The sequence below is a fragment of the Azohydromonas aeria genome, from assembly GCF_009760915.1.
In the GTDB taxonomy this organism is placed as follows: Bacteria; Pseudomonadota; Gammaproteobacteria; order Burkholderiales; family Burkholderiaceae_C; genus Azohydromonas; species Azohydromonas aeria.
In genome coordinates, this window is record NZ_VIDQ01000082.1 from 18,736 (window position 1) to 32,360 (window position 13,625).

Consider the following 13,625-nt stretch of genomic DNA (forward strand, 5'->3'; position numbering starts at 1 on the left):
TCCATTCTCCCATGCGACCCCGGCCACAATGGCCCGATGGACCGTGCACAAGCCACAGCCGGCACCGGCGCGCGCGACCTCGTGGTGGAGCGGCCACAGGGTCTGTACTGCCCGCCCGGGGACTTCTACATCGACCCCTGGCAGCCGGTGGAGCGGGCCGTCATCACCCATGCCCACGCCGACCATGCCCGCCGCGGCCATGCCCACTACCTGGGCAGCGCGGAAGGGCAGGGCGTGCTGCGCGCGCGCATGGGCGCCGACATCGCGCTGCTGGCGCTGCCCTGGGGCGAGGCGGTGGAGCACCGCGGCGTGCGCATCAGCCTGCACCCGGCCGGCCACGTGCTGGGGTCGGCGCAGGTGCGGCTGGAGCACCAGGGCGAGGTCTGGGTGGTGTCCGGGGACTACTGGCTTAGCGGCCACGAGCAGGAGGCCAACGCCACCTGCACGCCCTTCGAGCCGGTGCGCTGCCACTGCTTCATCACCGAGTCCACCTTCGGGCTGCCGATCTACCGCTGGCAGCCGCAGTCCGCACTCTTTGCCGAGATCGATGCCTGGTGGGCCGGCAACGCCGCCGCGGGGCGCGCCAGCGTCCTCATGGGCTACGCCTTCGGCAAGGCGCAGCGGCTGCTCGCGGGGGTGGACGCCGCCATCGGACCCATCGTCGTGCACGGCGCGGTGGAGCCGCTCAATGCCGCGTACCGCGCCGCGGGCGTGGCGCTGCCGCCCACGCACCGTGTCACGGAGGTGGCCAAGGAAGACCTGCGGCGCGCGCTGGTGGTGGCGCCGCCCTCGGTGTCGGGCTCGCCCTGGCTGCGCCGCTTCGGCGAGGCCAGCGACGCGTTCGCCAGCGGCTGGATGGCGCTGCGCGGCGCGCGCCGCCGGCGCGGCGTGGACCGCGGCTTCGTCATGTCCGACCACGCCGACTGGCCGGGGCTGCAGCGTGCCATCGCCGCCACCGGCGCGCGCCGCGTCATCGTCACCCACGGCTACGAGGCCGTGATGGTGCGCTGGCTGCAGGAGCAGGGCTACGAGGCCGGCGCCTTCCGCACCGAGTACGGGGACGAGGCGATCGAGGGCGAGGCGCCCGCGGTGGAGGAAGCGCCGGGCAACGAGGCCGCGAGCGGCGCACCCTGACGGCCCGCCGCGTTCACCCCCTCACAGATCCATCCAGATCCGCCGCGTCCCGTCCGCCCGGTCGGGCGGCCCCTCGCTGAAGCCCAGGCGCTTGCCCAGGCCGCGCATGGCGGCGTTCTCCTCCAGCACCACGGCCACGATGCGGCGCGTGCCCTGGCCCTTCAGGTAGGCCACGAGCTTCTCCATCAGCAGCATCCCCAGCCCGCTGCCCTTGAGGTCGGAGCGCACCAGCACGCCGAACTCGGCCTCCTCGTTGTCCGGGTCGGCCACGGCGCGGGCCACGCCCAGCGTGAATTCGCCGCCCGCGGGGTTCGGCTCGGTGACGACGAAGGCCATTTCCCGGGCGTAGTCGATCTGCGTCAGCCGCGCCAGCTCGCTGCGCTCGATGCTGCGGCGGCTGTAGAACACGCGCATGCGGATGTCCTCCGCCGACACCCGCGACAAAAACTCCAGGTGCTGCGCCTCGTCCTCGGGCCGAATCGGCCGCAGCGTGAGCGCGCGGCCGCGCCAGTCCACCGTCTCAACCAGCCGCGTCGGGTAGGGCCGGATCGCGAAGTTGGCCTCGCCGGCCGGGCAGGCGCTGCTGGCGCGGATGCGCGCATCCAGCGCCACCACGCCGTCCGGGCTGGCAATGAGCGGGTTGATGTCGAGCTCGGCGATCTCCGGCACGTCGGCCAGCAGCTGCGATACCGTCACCAGCACGCCGTAGAGCGCCTGGTGGTCCACCGCCGAGGTGTCGCGCCAGGCGCCCAGCAGCTTCGACACGCGCGTGCGCCCGACCAGCGAGCGCGCCAGCGGCTCGTTGAGCGGGGGCAGACCCACGGCGCGGTCGGCCAGCACCTCCACCGCCGTGCCGCCATGGCCGAACAGCACCACCGGGCCGAACAGCGGGTCGATGGTGGTGCCCACGATCAGCTCGCGCGCGTGCGAGCGCTTGACCATCTGTTGCACCGAGAAGCCCAGGATCAGCGCGTCGGGGCGGCGCGTGCGCACGCGCTGCAGCATCGCGGCCGCGGCCTCGCGCACCTCCAGCGCGCTGTTGAGGTCGAGCACCACGCCGCCCACGTCGGACTTGTGCGTGATCTGCAATGAAAGGACCTTCAGCACCACGGGGAAGCCGATGCGCTGCGCGGCTTCCGCGGCCGCGTCCGGGTCGGGCGCGGTGCTGGTGGTGGCCGCCACGGGAATGCCGCAGGCCGTGAGCACGGCCTTGGCCTCGGGCTCGGTGAGCATCTCGCGCCCGGCGGCCAGCGCCTGCTGCACCAGGGCGCGGGCGCGCGCGGTGTCGGCCACGGGGCGCGCGGGCGCGGCCGGCGGTGCCTCCATCAGCTGCGCCTGGTTGCGCGCGTAATCCACGCCCAGCGCGAAGGCGCGCACCGCCTGCTCCGGCGTGTCGAACACCGGCAGCCCGGCATCGTGGAAGCGCTGGCGCGCCTCGGCCACGGCGCCCTGGCCCATCCAGCAGCTCAGGAGGCGCGGCGGCAGCCGCTTGAGCAGCGGCACCAGCGCCTGCGCGATCTCGCCGCTGGGCACGATGGCGGTGGGCGCGTGGATGAACAGCAGCGCCGGTTGCGCCGGGTCGGCGGCCAGCGCCTCCAGCGTGGCCACGTAGCGCTCCACCGGCGCGTCGCCGATGAGGTCCACCGGGTTGCCGTGCGACCAGTTCGGCGGCAGCAGCGCGTCCAGCCGCTCGACGGTGGCGTCGGCCAGGCGGCTGAGCTTCACGCCGGCATCGGCCGCGGCGTCGGCGGCCATCACGCCGGCGCCGCCGCCATTGGTGACAATGACCAGCTCCTCGCCGCGGCGGCCGCGAAAGCGCGACAGCGTCTCCGCGGCGATGAACAGCTCCTGCAGCGTGCTCACGCGCAGCATGCCCGCGCGCGCGATGGCCGCGTCGAAGACCAGGTCCGAGCCGGCCAGCGCGCCGGTGTGCGAGGCCGCGGCGGCCTGGCCCGCGCTGGAGCGCCCGGCCTTGACCACGATCACCGGCTTGTTGCGCGCGGCGGCGCGCGCCGCGGACATGAACTTGCGCGGCGCGCTGATGCTTTCGATGTAGAGCAGGATCGCGCGGGTGCGCGCGTCGCTGGCCAGGAAGTCGAGCATGTCGCCGAAGTCCACGTCGGCGCCTTCGCCCAGCGAGACGAAGTGCGAGAAGCCCACGCCGTTGGCGCGCGACCAGTCGAGCATGGACGTCATCAGCGCCCCGGACTGCGACACCAGCGCCAGCTCGCCGGGCAGCGCGTCCACGTGCGCGAAGCTGGCGTTGAGGCCCAGGCGCGGCGTGAGCAGCCCGATGCAGTTCGGGCCCAGGATGCGCAGCAGGTACGGACGCGCGGCTTCGAGCATGGCGTGGCGCGTGTCGCGGTCGAGGCCCGCCGTCATCACCACCGCGGCGCGGGTGCCGCGCGCGCCGAGCTCGGCCACGAGCTGCGGCACGCTGGCCGGCGGGGTGCAGATCACGGCCAGCTGCGGCGCCTCGGGCAGCTGCGCCACGCGGGCGAACACCGGCTGGCCGTCGAGCTCGCGCAACCGCTTGTTGACGGCCCACACCGGGCCCTTGAAGCCGCCGGCGCGCAGGTTGCGCCACACCGTGGCGCCCACGCTGCGCTCGCGGTCGGTGGCGCCGATGACGGCCACGGAGGCCGGATCGAACAGGAAATCCAGGTTTCGAATGCTCATGCGCCGACTGTGCCCGCACCCAGGCGCGGCGCGAAGGCCGCGCGCCATGCCCGGGCGCAAACTTTTTGTGTGCGCCGCGCTTGCTCAAGATCAACAGGCCCTTCTTCAAGGGCTTGGCATGGACGGGCTACAGTGCTCGATGGGCCGGCGTCGGGCGGCGGCCCGCACACCACACGAGAGGAGACCGCCGATGAAGATCCTGCTGCCCGTGGACGGGTCGGCCCTGGCGCTGGATGCCGTGCGGCACGCGCTGGCGCTGGTGGGCGAGGGCCTGCGCGCCAGCTTCGTGCTGGCCAACGTGCAGGAGCCCACCACCTTCTACGAGATGATGACCGTGCACGACGCCGAGGCGCTGGCGCGGCTGAGCGAGGGCGCCGCGGCGCACGCGCTGGAGCCGGCGCAGGCGCTGCTCGACGCCGCGGGCGTGGAGTACGAGGTGCAGGTGGGCAACGGCGACGTGGCGCACACGCTGCTCGACATCGCCGAGGAGCAGCAGTGCGACGCGATCGTGATGAGCGCGCGCGGCGTGGGCGGCTTCGCGGCGTTCCTGGGCTCGGTGTCGCGCACGCTGCTGCACGACTGCACGCTGCCGCTGACCATCGTGCGGCATGCCGAGCCCGAAGCCGAGGCCGAGCCGGACGCCGGGGGCGACGAGGAGAGCGCCGGTGGCTGATGTTGCTTCCGCCGCGGCCCCGATGTTCGACCTGCTGCGCGCTGGTGCGGTGGCCTGGGACGTGGTCAGCGCCGGGCGCGGCGACGCCGCGCTGCTGGCGCAGCGCCAGCGCCAGCGCCTGGCCGAGCTGGTGCGCGCGGCGCAGGCGCAGTCGCGCTGGTACGCGCGGCAATTGCCCGCCGACGCGGCACGGCTGCCGCTGACCGCGCTGCCGGTGCAGCGCCGCGGCGAGCTCATGCGCCATTTCGACGACTGGGTGTGCGACCCGGCGCTGCGCCTGGCCGAGCTGCGCCCCTTCGTGACCGACCCGAACCGCATGGCCGAGCCGTTCCTCGGCCGCTACACCGTCTGGGAGTCTTCGGGCACCAGCGGCGAGCCCGGCTACTTCGTGCAGGACGCGGCCTCGATGGCGGTGTACGACGCGCTGGAGTCGCTGCGCCACGGCGGCTCGCCGTGGAGCTGGCCGGTGCCGCTGGGACTGGGCGAGCGCATCGCCTTCGTCGGTGCCACCGACGGCCACTTCGCCACCTGCGTCAGCGTGGAGCGGCTGCGCCGGCGCCAGCCCTGGATGACGGCCAACCTGCAAGCCTTCTCGATCCTGCAGCCGGTGCCGGCGCTGGTGCGCGCGCTCAATGCCTGGCGGCCCAGCATCATCGCCACCTACCCGACGGCCGCGGCGCTGCTGGCCGAGCAGGCGCAAAGTGGCGCCTTGCGCATCGCGCCGCGCGAGGTCTGGACCGGCGGCGAGACGCTGGAGCCCGGGGTGCGGCGCCACGTGCAGCAGGTCTTCGGCTGCCGCATGCGCAACAGCTACGGCGCTTCCGAGTTCCTGGCCATGGGCTGGGAATGCGACCAGGGCGCGATGCACCTCAACAGCGACTGGGTGATCCTGGAGCCGGTGGACGACGACTACCGCCCCGTGGCGCCGGGCCAGCGCTCCACGCGCGTGCTGCTGACCAACCTGGCCAACAAGGTGCAGCCGCTCATCCGCTACGAGCTGGAGGACCAGGTCGTCGTCCAGCCTGGGCCCTGCGGCTGCGGCAGCGCGCTGCCGGTGATCCACGTCGAGGGCCGCGGCGACGACCTGCTGCGCATGGAGGCGCGCGCCGGCGGCACCGTGATGCTGCTGCCGCTGGCGCTGTCCACGGTGCTGGAGGAGCACGCGCGGGTCTACGACTTCCAGCTGCGCCAGTGCGACGGCCGCACGCTGGCGCTGCGCCTGGGCGGCCCGGCCGCGAGCGAGGCCAAGGCCGCGCTGCAGCGCTGCCGCCAGGCGCTGCAGCACTTCGCGCAGGCGCAGGGCCTGGTGCCGCTGGAGCTGCTCGACGAGACCGCGCTGCCCATGCTGCGCGGGCGCAGCGGCAAGCTGCGGCGGGTGCTGGCGTGTCCGGGGGAGTGACGAGGTAGGTTGCGGGGGTAACCAGGAGGAGCCGGACCGCCGGTATCCCGTCAGCCACGATGCCCCGCACCCCGATCCGTCATTCCGGCGGAAGCCGGAATCCACGCGCACCGGGGCGGTGGAATGGCCGGCGCCGGCGCGTGCCTGCGCTGGCCGGCGAGACATCGCGGCATGCGTGGATTCCGGCTTTCGCCGGAATGACGAAGTAGAAGGCGGCCCGAATCGGCCTGTCGGTCTGGTATTTCGGGCGTTTCAGTGCGCCCGCAACGTCCCGGCGGCGGCCCCCGCCCCCGCATAGCGCCGCCACTGTCCCTGCGGCTGCGCCAGCCGGTCGGCCACGACGGACCAGACGCGCGAGTGCCACACCAAGCCGATGTGGCTGGCCTGCACTTCCACGTTCTCGGCCTGCGGCGCGTCCTCGGCCTCGCGGCAGGCCTGCCAGGCCACGACGCCGTCGCTGCGGCTGTAGATGGACGTGGTGGGCACCGGCGGCGTGGCCGCCAGCCGCGCCAGCAGCGACTCGTCGATCTCCGGCCGCCGCCCGCTGAGCATCTGGTAGATCACGCCGACGTTGGTGTGCTCGCCGCGCCCCGCGAAGGGCGTGCCCAGCGTGATGACCTGGCGCGCCAGCGCCGGGCGGCGCCGCGCGATCTCGCGCGCGTAGATGCCGCCCAGGCTCCAGCCCACGAGGCTGGCGCTGCGGCCGTGCCGCGCCACGGTGCGCGCCACGCAGTCGGTGAGCTGGTCGAGCCAGTCCTCGACCGCGCCGCGCGGGCCGGTGTTGCAGCCGTGGCCCCAGTCGCAGGCCGCGTAGCCCAGGTCGCAGCACAGCCGCCGCAGCGGCTCCAGCGCCATGGCGTCGGCGCCCAGCCCGGGGAACAGCACCACCGGGTGGCCGTCGCCCTGCGGCAGCCGGCTGCGGTCCATCAGGCCGGTGTGGACGTACTCGAACAGCGCGCGCATCGGCTCCAGGCCCATCAGGGCCAGGGGCGGCGCGCAGAAGGTGGCTGGGCTGGCGACGGTGCCGGTGTAGCTTGCGGACATGGCGAGAGACCTAAGAATCCTGGATGGCGCTTGTCAGGCAAGCGCGGGTCCCAGCGCGCACCGGAATCGGGCGCGTCGCGCTGTAGTCGCCGTCCTACGGCGCCGCCGCGGCGCGGCGGTCCCGCAGCGCCCTCCCGGCGCGCATGCCGCTTGCTGCACCTGCGCCACACACACAAGGGCGGGCCGCCGTTGGCCCGCCTTCGCAGCCAGGGAGCCGGCATGAGGTGGCAGGGGCAGCGCGAAAGCGACAACGTCGAGGACGTGCGCGGAGCCGGCGGTGGCGGTGGCGGCATGGGCGGCTTGCGCATCGGCGGCGGGGGCCTGAGCCTGGGCGGCGTGGTGGTGGCGCTGGTGCTGGGCTGGGTGCTCGGCATCAACCCGCTGGCGCTGCTGGGCCTGGTGGACGGCGGCAGCGCGCCGGCTCAGCAGCAGCAACAGCAGCGCGAGGCGGCGCCATCGCACCCCACCGACGAGCGCGCGCGCTTTGCCTCGGTGGTGCTGGCCGACACCGAGGACGTCTGGGGCGCGATCATGAGCCGCAGCAACCGCGCCTACACGCCGCCGCGCATGGTGCTGTTCCGCGGCCAGACGCGCACCGCCTGCGGGCTGGGCGAGGCCGCGGCCGGGCCCTTCTACTGCCCGGGCGACCGCAAGGTCTACATCGACCTGGCCTTCTTCGACGTGATGGCGCAGCGCCTGGGCGCGCCGGGCGACTTCGCGCAGGCCTACGTCATCGCCCACGAGGTCGCGCACCACGTGCAGACCGAGCTGGGCATCACCCAGCGCGTGGACGCGCAGCGCCAGCGCCTGTCGCAGGCGCAGAACAACGCGATGTCGGTGCGGCTGGAGCTGCAGGCCGATTGCTTCGCCGGCGTGTGGGCGCACCACTCGCAGCGTGGCAAGAACTGGCTGGAAGCGGGTGACATCGAGGAGGCGCTCCACGCCGCCTCGCAGATCGGCGACGACACGCTGCAGCGGCGCAGCCGCGGCACGGTGGTGCCCGAGAGCTTCACCCACGGCAGCAGCGCGCAGCGCGTGCAGTGGTTCAAGCGCGGGCTGCAGTCGGGCCAGCCCGCGCAGTGCAACACCTTCGAGACGGCCGGGTCCTGAACAACACCTCACAACACGACAGCCATGCGACGACTCTCCAACTCCGCCGCGCTGGTGGACAACTGGTTCGACATGCTGGCGCCCCACCAGCAGGCCACGGTGCGCGCGCTGCACGGGGCGGTGCTCGACGCCGCCCCGCAGCTCGTGCCCAGCGTGAAGTGGGGCAACCTGGCCTACCTCGACGGGCCGGCGCAGCTGCTGTCCATCAGCACGCACAAGACGCACGCGCAGCTGCAGGCCGCGCGCGTGATCAGCGCCGCGCTGCCGCCGCACGGGCCCGGCGACGAGGCCGCCGAGCACCCGCTGGCGCGCCCGCTCAAGTGCCGCTACTCGCAGCCGGTGGACGAGGGGCTGGTCGCGCGCGTGGTGCAGGCCTGCATGCAGCTGCGCGGCGAGATCGACCCGGCGCACCTGCGCGCGGACGCGCACGCGCGGCCGCATACGCCGCCGCGGGCAGGGTGAGGGTCAGGCCCGGTCAGGGCTTCGGAAAGGTCCCCGGCAGCAGCACGCGGGTGTCCACGTCCGACAGGTTGCGGTGGCCGCAGAAGGCCATGGTCAGGTCCAGCTCCTTGGCGATGATCTCCAGGCAGCGCGTCACGCCGGCCTCGCCCATGGCGCCCAGGCCGTAGAGGAAGGCGCGGCCGATGAGCGTGCCGCGCGCGCCCAGGGCCCAGGCCTTGAACACGTCCTGGCCGCTGCGGATGCCGCCGTCCATCCAGACCTCGATGTCCTTGCCCACGGCCTCGACGATGGCTGGCAGCGCTTCGATCGAGCTGGGCGCGCCGTCGAGCTGGCGCCCGCCGTGGTTGCTCACGATCAGCGCGTCGGCGCCGGAGTTGGCGGCCAGCCGCGCGTCCTCGACGTCCATGATCCCCTTGAGGATCAGCTTGCCGCCCCAGCGCTTCTTGATCCACTCCACGTCGCCCCAGTTCAGGTTCGGGTCGAACTGCTCGGCGGTCCAGCTGCTCAGGGACGAGAGGTCGCCCACGCCCTGCGCGTGGCCGACGATGTTGCCGAAGCTGCGGCGCTTGGTGCCCAGCATGCCCATGCACCAGCGCGGCTTGGTGGCCAGGTTGATGAGGTTGGCAATCGTGGGCTTGGGCGGGGCGGACAGGCCGTTCTTGAGGTCCTTGTGGCGCTGGCCGAGGATCTGCAGATCGAGCGTGAGCTGCAGCGCGGAGCAGTTGGCGGCCTTGGCGCGGTCGATGAGCCGCTCGATGAAGCCGCGGTCGCGCATGACGTAGAGCTGGAACCAGAACGGTTTCGTCGTGTGCGCCGCGATGTCCTCGATCGAGCAGATGCTCATGGTCGAGAGCGTGAACGGGATGCCGAACTTTTCCGCCGCCTTGGCCGCCAGGATCTCGCCGTCGGCGTGCTGCATGCCGGTCAGGCCGGTGGGCGCGATGGCCACAGGCATGGCCACGTCGTGGCCGACCATCTTCGCGCGGATGGAGCGCCCCTCCATGTTCACCGCCACGCGCTGGCGCAGCTTGATCTTCTGGAAGTCGTTCTGGTTGGCGCGGTAGGTGCCCTCGGTCCAGGACCCGCTGTCGGCGTAGTCGTAGAACATGCGCGGCACGCGGCGCTTGGCCAGCACGCGCAGGTCTTCGACGTTGGTGATGACGCGGCTGCTCATGGTGTGTTGTCTCCGGCGGTGCTTCTTGGATGGGCGCGAATGCTAGCGGCCGCTCACCGGCACCGGCCGGACAAATGTTCGGGCAGGGGCGGAAAGCGAGGCCGGCTTGATGTCATGCAGAACCGACAAGACGCCCAAACAAGAAACACCGTTCGGGCTGAGCTTGTCGAAGCCCTTGGCGGCGTCCCGAGCGCCTGCCCTTCGACAGGCTCAGGGCGAACGGGCTTCCTTCTGTGCCAGCACCCGCAACGCCTGTTCCGCAATGTGCTCGCAGCGCCCCCGCAGCCACTGCGCGAAGGCGGCCGCCGCGCCACGGCCGGCGTGGGGCAGCAGGTGGTACTGGTGCGCCGGCGTGGCGGTGATGCCGAAGAGCGGCACCAGCGCGCCGTTCTCCAGCCAGGTGCGCGCGAGCGACGGGCGCGCCAGCGCCACGCCCTGGCCGCCCAGCGCGGCTTCGAGCGTGAGGCCCAGGTCGAGCAGGCGCGGGCCCTGGTCGGGCTCGGCCCAGTCCAGGCCGGCGGCCTCGAACCACGGCGCCCAGGGCTCCAGCGGCGTGCGCAGCAGCGGCGCGTGCGCCAGGTCCGCCGGCGCGCGCAGCGGCGGCAGCTTCGACAGCAGCGCGGGCGCGGCCACGGGCGCGAGCACGTCGTGCATCAGCACCGTGCCGCCGGCAGCCAGCGCGTCGCCGTGGCGCACCTGCACGTCGGCCTCGGTGCCGGCGTCGTCGAGGAAGGGAATGGACAGCACCACCTCCAGCTCCACCTCGGGATGCGCCTCGGTGAAGGCCGGCAATTCGGGCACCAGCACCTGGCGCGCGAAGGTGGGCGGCGTGCTCACGCGCAGGCGCTGCACGCGGCGCGAGGCGCGGCGGTGCTGCGGCGCGGCGGCGAGCAGGCCCAGCGCGGCGCGCACGTGCGAGAGGTATTCCTTGCCGGCGGGGGTGAGCGTCAGGCGCGGGCCGCGCTGGAACAGCGGCGTGCCCAGCAGCTCTTCCACCGCGGCGATGCGCTTGCCCACGGCGCTGGCAGTCACGGCCAGCTCGTCGGCGGCTTTCTCGAAGGTGCCCAGCCGCGCCGCGGCCTCGAAGGCGCGCAGGCCGTCGATGGAGGGGAAACGCAGGTCCGGCATGGCGCCGGACTCTAGCAAGGGGCTTGCGCGCGGTGGGTGGCGCGCGCGGTCCGCGTCAGTCGTTGCAGCTGGTGCTGCCGCAGCCGGTGAGGCTGCCCTCGGCCACGGCCTCGCGGCACTGGCCGGTGACGGGGTCGAAGCCGACCTGCTGCATGTGGAAGGCCAGGCCCGCGTCCATCATCTGCGCGTGGCCCGGGAACCACTGCGCCAGCTCGGCCACGGCCTGCTTGAGCGGGCCGAAGTCGCCCTCGACCTGCGCCAGCGCCACGACGTTGCGCATGACCTGCAGCACCGCGGCGTGCTGAAAGGTGTGGCAGTTCTCGGCGGAGAAGCCGGTGGCGGCCATCCAGCGGTCTTCCTGCGCGAAGTGCTCGACGGTGTGCTCCAGCAGCGCCTGGAAGCGCTGCAGCAGCACGGCCGGCTCGGCATCGAGCGCGGCCTCGGCCGCGGCGAGCAGGTCCACGAATTCTTGGTGGGTGGTGTCCATTTGCGGCTGCTGCAGCGACAGCGCGTCGGACCAGGTCAGGGTCGGCATGGCGCGCAGTGTGCCGCGCCGCCGGGCTCAGCCCTTGAGCCAGCTCAAGGCGGGCGGGCGCTAGCATGGCCGCATGAGCACGGATTTCACGAAACGGGCGCCGGCAGGGCGGCTGCGCTGGGTATGGCTGGCCGCGGGAGGGCTGAGCCTGGTGCTGGGCGCGGTGGGCCTGTTCCTGCCGCTGCTGCCCACCGTGCCCTTCGTGCTGCTGGCGGCCTTCTGCTTCTCGAAGGGCAGCGAGCGCTGCGAGCGCTGGCTGCTGGAGCATCCCACCTTCGGCCCGCCCGTGAAGCAGTGGCGCGAGCAGCGCGCCGTGCCGCTGCGGGCCAAGCGCCTGGCCTGGGTGATGATGGCCCTGAGCAGCATGCTGGCGGCGTGGTGGCTGCCCTCGCCGTGGCGCTGGGTGCCGGGGCTGTGCTGCCTGGCCGTGGGGCTGTGGCTGTGGCGGCTGCCGACGGCGGCGCTGCCCTCCAAACCGTGAAGCCGCGAGCGTGACGCAGGCCGCGCATGCGGGCGCGGCGTGGCGTAGCAGATCAAGGCTGGGCGCGCTTCCCTCCTGCGGGGGCCCTGGGGATGGTAGATTGCCGCCCTTTGCTAGAACCGGCCACCAGCATGTCGCAGACGATCCGCATCCCAGACTCGCTCCTCGCGCTCGCACAGCGCGAGGCCGAGTTGATGAGCCGCACCGTGGCTCAGCAGCTCGAACATTGGGCCCGCCTGGGGCTGGCGCTGGAGGCGTCGGGCGTGACCGCCAGCCAGGTTCGGCACCTGCTGGACATGGAAATGGGCCGCCGCCTGGAGCTGCCCTCGCGCTCGCTGCGCCGTGACGAGGCGCCGACGGTGCCCGTGGCGGCCACGATGGCGCCGGAGCGCCCCGCCGCGCGCGGCAACGGCGGCGCCGGCGTCGCCGGCGAGGGCTGGGACACGGAGGACGACGAGCTCGACCGCGACGCCTCCGCCGGCAACGGCAACGGCGGTGCGGCCGCGGCGGCGGCCGACGACGAGTACGACGAGGACTACAGCGACGAGGAGGTGGCGGTGGCGATCACCTGCATCTCCGGCGTGCTGTCGCTGGAGGAGGGCGCCGACGAGGTGGACCTCTCCGAGCGCGAGCTGCGCCGCCTGATGGCCGGGCTGCTGCGCCGGCGGCGCCACATGAGCCTGTCGGAGCTGGAAGCGCTGCCCGCCGAGCGCCGGCTGCAGCTGGCCACCGAGATCGCCTTCGCCGAGCACGCCGCGCGCGGCCGCTCCCGCTAAGCCCCGGACCGAGAGCCGCCGCAGCAAGGCCGCGGCAAGCGTACGGCGCCGCCGGCCGGCTCGGCCCGATCCCTCCCGATCGCCGCCGATGTACGTCTCCCACTTCGGGCTGCGCAGCGAGCCCTTCTCCATCGCCCCGGACCCGCGCTACCTCTTCATGAGCGAGCGCCACCGCGAAGCGCTGGCGCACCTGCTCTACGGCGTGCGCGGCGGCGGCGGTTTCGTGCTGCTCACCGGCGAGATCGGCGCCGGCAAGACGACGGTGGTGCGCGCCTTCCTGCAGCAGCTGCCCGCCGACTGCCGCGCCGCCTACGTCTTCAATCCGCGGCTCACCGCCGTGGAGCTGCTGCAGACGGTGTGCGAGGACTTCGGCCTGGGCGTCATCCCGGCCACGACGGTCAAGCCGCTGGTCGATGCGCTCAACGCCTTCCTGCTGCGCGAGCACGCCGCCGGGCGGCAGTGCCTGCTGGTCATCGACGAGGCGCAGAACCTCGACCCCGAGCTGCTGGAGCAGCTGCGGCTGCTGACCAACCTGGAGACCAGCGAGCGCAAGCTGCTGCAGATCGTGCTGGTGGGCCAGCCCGAGCTGCAGCGCACGCTCGCCGGCATGGAGCAGCTGGCGCAGCGCGTGATCGCGCGCTACCACCTGGCGGCGCTGTCCGAAGGCGAGACGCGCCAGTACGTCGAGCACCGGCTGGGCGTGGCCGGTTTCACCGGCGCGCCGCCCTTCGACGCCGCGGCGCTGCGGCAGGTGCATGCATTGACGGGCGGCGTGCCGCGCCGCATCAACCTGCTGTGCGACCGCGCGCTGCTGGGCGCGTACGCGCAAGCGAAGCATCGCGTGGACCGCACCACGGTGCGCCGGGCGGCGGCCGAGGTGTTCAACCTGCCTTCGGCCCGGCCGCGCGCGGCTGCCGTCGCGGCGGCGCTGGCGGGCGTGGCGGTGGTGGCCGGTATTGCCTGGAGCGCGCTGCGGGAGCGCGCGCCGGTGGCGGCGCCGGCCGTCGCCGACGCCGCCAGCGCGGCCTCG

13 protein-coding genes are annotated in these 13,625 nt (G+C 73.4%); 8 read left to right on the plus strand and 5 right to left on the minus strand.

The features are described from left to right. Positions 1-36 precede the first annotated feature (36 nt). Complete coding sequence (locus tag FJ694_RS30335) at positions 37-1,134, plus strand: ligase-associated DNA damage response exonuclease (protein ID WP_157271269.1); 1,098 nt, start codon at positions 37-39, stop codon at positions 1,132-1,134. Positions 1,135-1,155: 21 nt separating this feature from the next. Here the strand turns inward: FJ694_RS30335 and FJ694_RS30340 are convergent, their stop codons facing one another. Continuing rightward, positions 1,156-3,813: a bifunctional acetate--CoA ligase family protein/GNAT family N-acetyltransferase gene (locus FJ694_RS30340; RefSeq protein WP_157271270.1), complete on the minus strand. Its 2,658-nt coding sequence runs from the start codon at positions 3,811-3,813 to the stop codon at positions 1,156-1,158. A gap of 190 nt (positions 3,814-4,003) precedes the next feature. Between FJ694_RS30340 and FJ694_RS30345 the strand changes: the two genes are divergently transcribed. Both FJ694_RS30345 and FJ694_RS30350 read left to right on the plus strand, forming a co-directional pair. Beyond that, positions 4,004-4,486: a universal stress protein gene (locus tag FJ694_RS30345; RefSeq protein ID WP_157271271.1), complete on the plus strand. Its 483-nt coding sequence runs from the start codon at positions 4,004-4,006 to the stop codon at positions 4,484-4,486. Next, on the plus strand, positions 4,479-5,885 hold the full coding sequence (locus tag FJ694_RS30350; RefSeq protein WP_232540296.1) for a phenylacetate--CoA ligase family protein: 1,407 nt from the start codon (positions 4,479-4,481) through the stop codon (positions 5,883-5,885). Before FJ694_RS30345 ends, FJ694_RS30350 begins: the two co-directional genes overlap by 8 nt. A 252-nt stretch (positions 5,886-6,137) precedes the next feature. On the opposite strand, the gene FJ694_RS30355 is transcribed toward FJ694_RS30350, so the two are convergent. Then, positions 6,138-6,929 carry an esterase/lipase family protein gene (locus FJ694_RS30355; protein ID WP_157271272.1) on the minus strand — a complete coding sequence of 264 codons (792 nt, stop codon included), beginning with the start codon at positions 6,927-6,929 and terminating at the stop codon, positions 6,138-6,140. Between the two features lie 219 nt (positions 6,930-7,148). On the opposite strand from FJ694_RS30355, the gene ypfJ reads away from it, so the two are divergent. Then, on the plus strand, positions 7,149-8,039 hold the full coding sequence (gene ypfJ, locus FJ694_RS30360; protein ID WP_157271273.1) for a KPN_02809 family neutral zinc metallopeptidase: 891 nt from the start codon (positions 7,149-7,151) through the stop codon (positions 8,037-8,039). A 24-nt stretch (positions 8,040-8,063) separates the two neighbouring features. Further along, positions 8,064-8,501 (plus strand): DUF1801 domain-containing protein, encoded by a 438-nt coding sequence (locus FJ694_RS30365; protein ID WP_157271274.1) that lies wholly within the window; start codon positions 8,064-8,066, stop codon positions 8,499-8,501. 13 nt (positions 8,502-8,514) lie between these two features. Here the strand turns inward: FJ694_RS30365 and FJ694_RS30370 are convergent, their stop codons facing one another. From FJ694_RS30370 to FJ694_RS30380, 3 genes are all read right to left on the minus strand, one after another. Further along, entirely contained in the window at positions 8,515-9,675 is a 1,161-nt protein-coding gene (locus tag FJ694_RS30370; protein ID WP_157271275.1) for an alpha-hydroxy acid oxidase, read from the minus strand. Between the two features lie 210 nt (positions 9,676-9,885). Continuing rightward, positions 9,886-10,803 (minus strand): LysR substrate-binding domain-containing protein, encoded by a 918-nt coding sequence (locus FJ694_RS30375; RefSeq protein ID WP_157271276.1) that lies wholly within the window; start codon positions 10,801-10,803, stop codon positions 9,886-9,888. A 55-nt stretch (positions 10,804-10,858) separates the two neighbouring features. Next, positions 10,859-11,338, minus strand: a complete 480-nt coding sequence (locus FJ694_RS30380) for a hemerythrin domain-containing protein (RefSeq protein WP_157271277.1) — start codon at positions 11,336-11,338, stop codon at positions 10,859-10,861. 73 nt (positions 11,339-11,411) lie between these two features. Between FJ694_RS30380 and FJ694_RS30385 the strand changes: the two genes are divergently transcribed. The 3 genes from FJ694_RS30385 to FJ694_RS30395 form a co-directional block, all read left to right on the plus strand. Continuing rightward, on the plus strand, positions 11,412-11,819 hold the full coding sequence (locus FJ694_RS30385) for a YbaN family protein (protein ID WP_157271278.1): 408 nt from the start codon (positions 11,412-11,414) through the stop codon (positions 11,817-11,819). 131 nt (positions 11,820-11,950) lie between these two features. Further along, positions 11,951-12,595, plus strand: a complete 645-nt coding sequence (locus FJ694_RS30390; RefSeq protein ID WP_157271279.1) for a TA system antitoxin ParD family protein — start codon at positions 11,951-11,953, stop codon at positions 12,593-12,595. Positions 12,596-12,683: 88 nt separating this feature from the next. Then, a partial coding sequence (locus FJ694_RS30395) for an ExeA family protein (protein WP_157271280.1) occupies positions 12,684-13,625 on the plus strand: 942 nt, incomplete at its 3' end.

What these genes read in the sequence shown, in the direction of transcription:
- FJ694_RS30335 (WP_157271269.1), top strand. Translation starts at nt 37, where the DNA reads ATGGACCGTGCACAAGCCACAGCCGGCACCGGCGCGCGCGACCTCGTG.
- FJ694_RS30340 (WP_157271270.1), bottom strand. Translation starts at nt 3,813, where the DNA reads ATGAGCATTCGAAACCTGGATTTCCTGTTCGATCCGGCCTCCGTGGCC.
- FJ694_RS30345 (WP_157271271.1), top strand. Translation starts at nt 4,004, where the DNA reads ATGAAGATCCTGCTGCCCGTGGACGGGTCGGCCCTGGCGCTGGATGCC.
- FJ694_RS30355 (WP_157271272.1), bottom strand. Translation starts at nt 6,929, where the DNA reads ATGTCCGCAAGCTACACCGGCACCGTCGCCAGCCCAGCCACCTTCTGC.
- ypfJ (WP_157271273.1), top strand. Translation starts at nt 7,149, where the DNA reads ATGAGGTGGCAGGGGCAGCGCGAAAGCGACAACGTCGAGGACGTGCGC.
- FJ694_RS30365 (WP_157271274.1), top strand. Translation starts at nt 8,064, where the DNA reads ATGCGACGACTCTCCAACTCCGCCGCGCTGGTGGACAACTGGTTCGAC.
- FJ694_RS30370 (WP_157271275.1), bottom strand. Translation starts at nt 9,675, where the DNA reads ATGAGCAGCCGCGTCATCACCAACGTCGAAGACCTGCGCGTGCTGGCC.
- FJ694_RS30375 (WP_157271276.1), bottom strand. Translation starts at nt 10,803, where the DNA reads ATGCCGGACCTGCGTTTCCCCTCCATCGACGGCCTGCGCGCCTTCGAG.
- FJ694_RS30380 (WP_157271277.1), bottom strand. Translation starts at nt 11,338, where the DNA reads ATGCCGACCCTGACCTGGTCCGACGCGCTGTCGCTGCAGCAGCCGCAA.
- FJ694_RS30385 (WP_157271278.1), top strand. Translation starts at nt 11,412, where the DNA reads ATGAGCACGGATTTCACGAAACGGGCGCCGGCAGGGCGGCTGCGCTGG.
- FJ694_RS30390 (WP_157271279.1), top strand. Translation starts at nt 11,951, where the DNA reads ATGTCGCAGACGATCCGCATCCCAGACTCGCTCCTCGCGCTCGCACAG.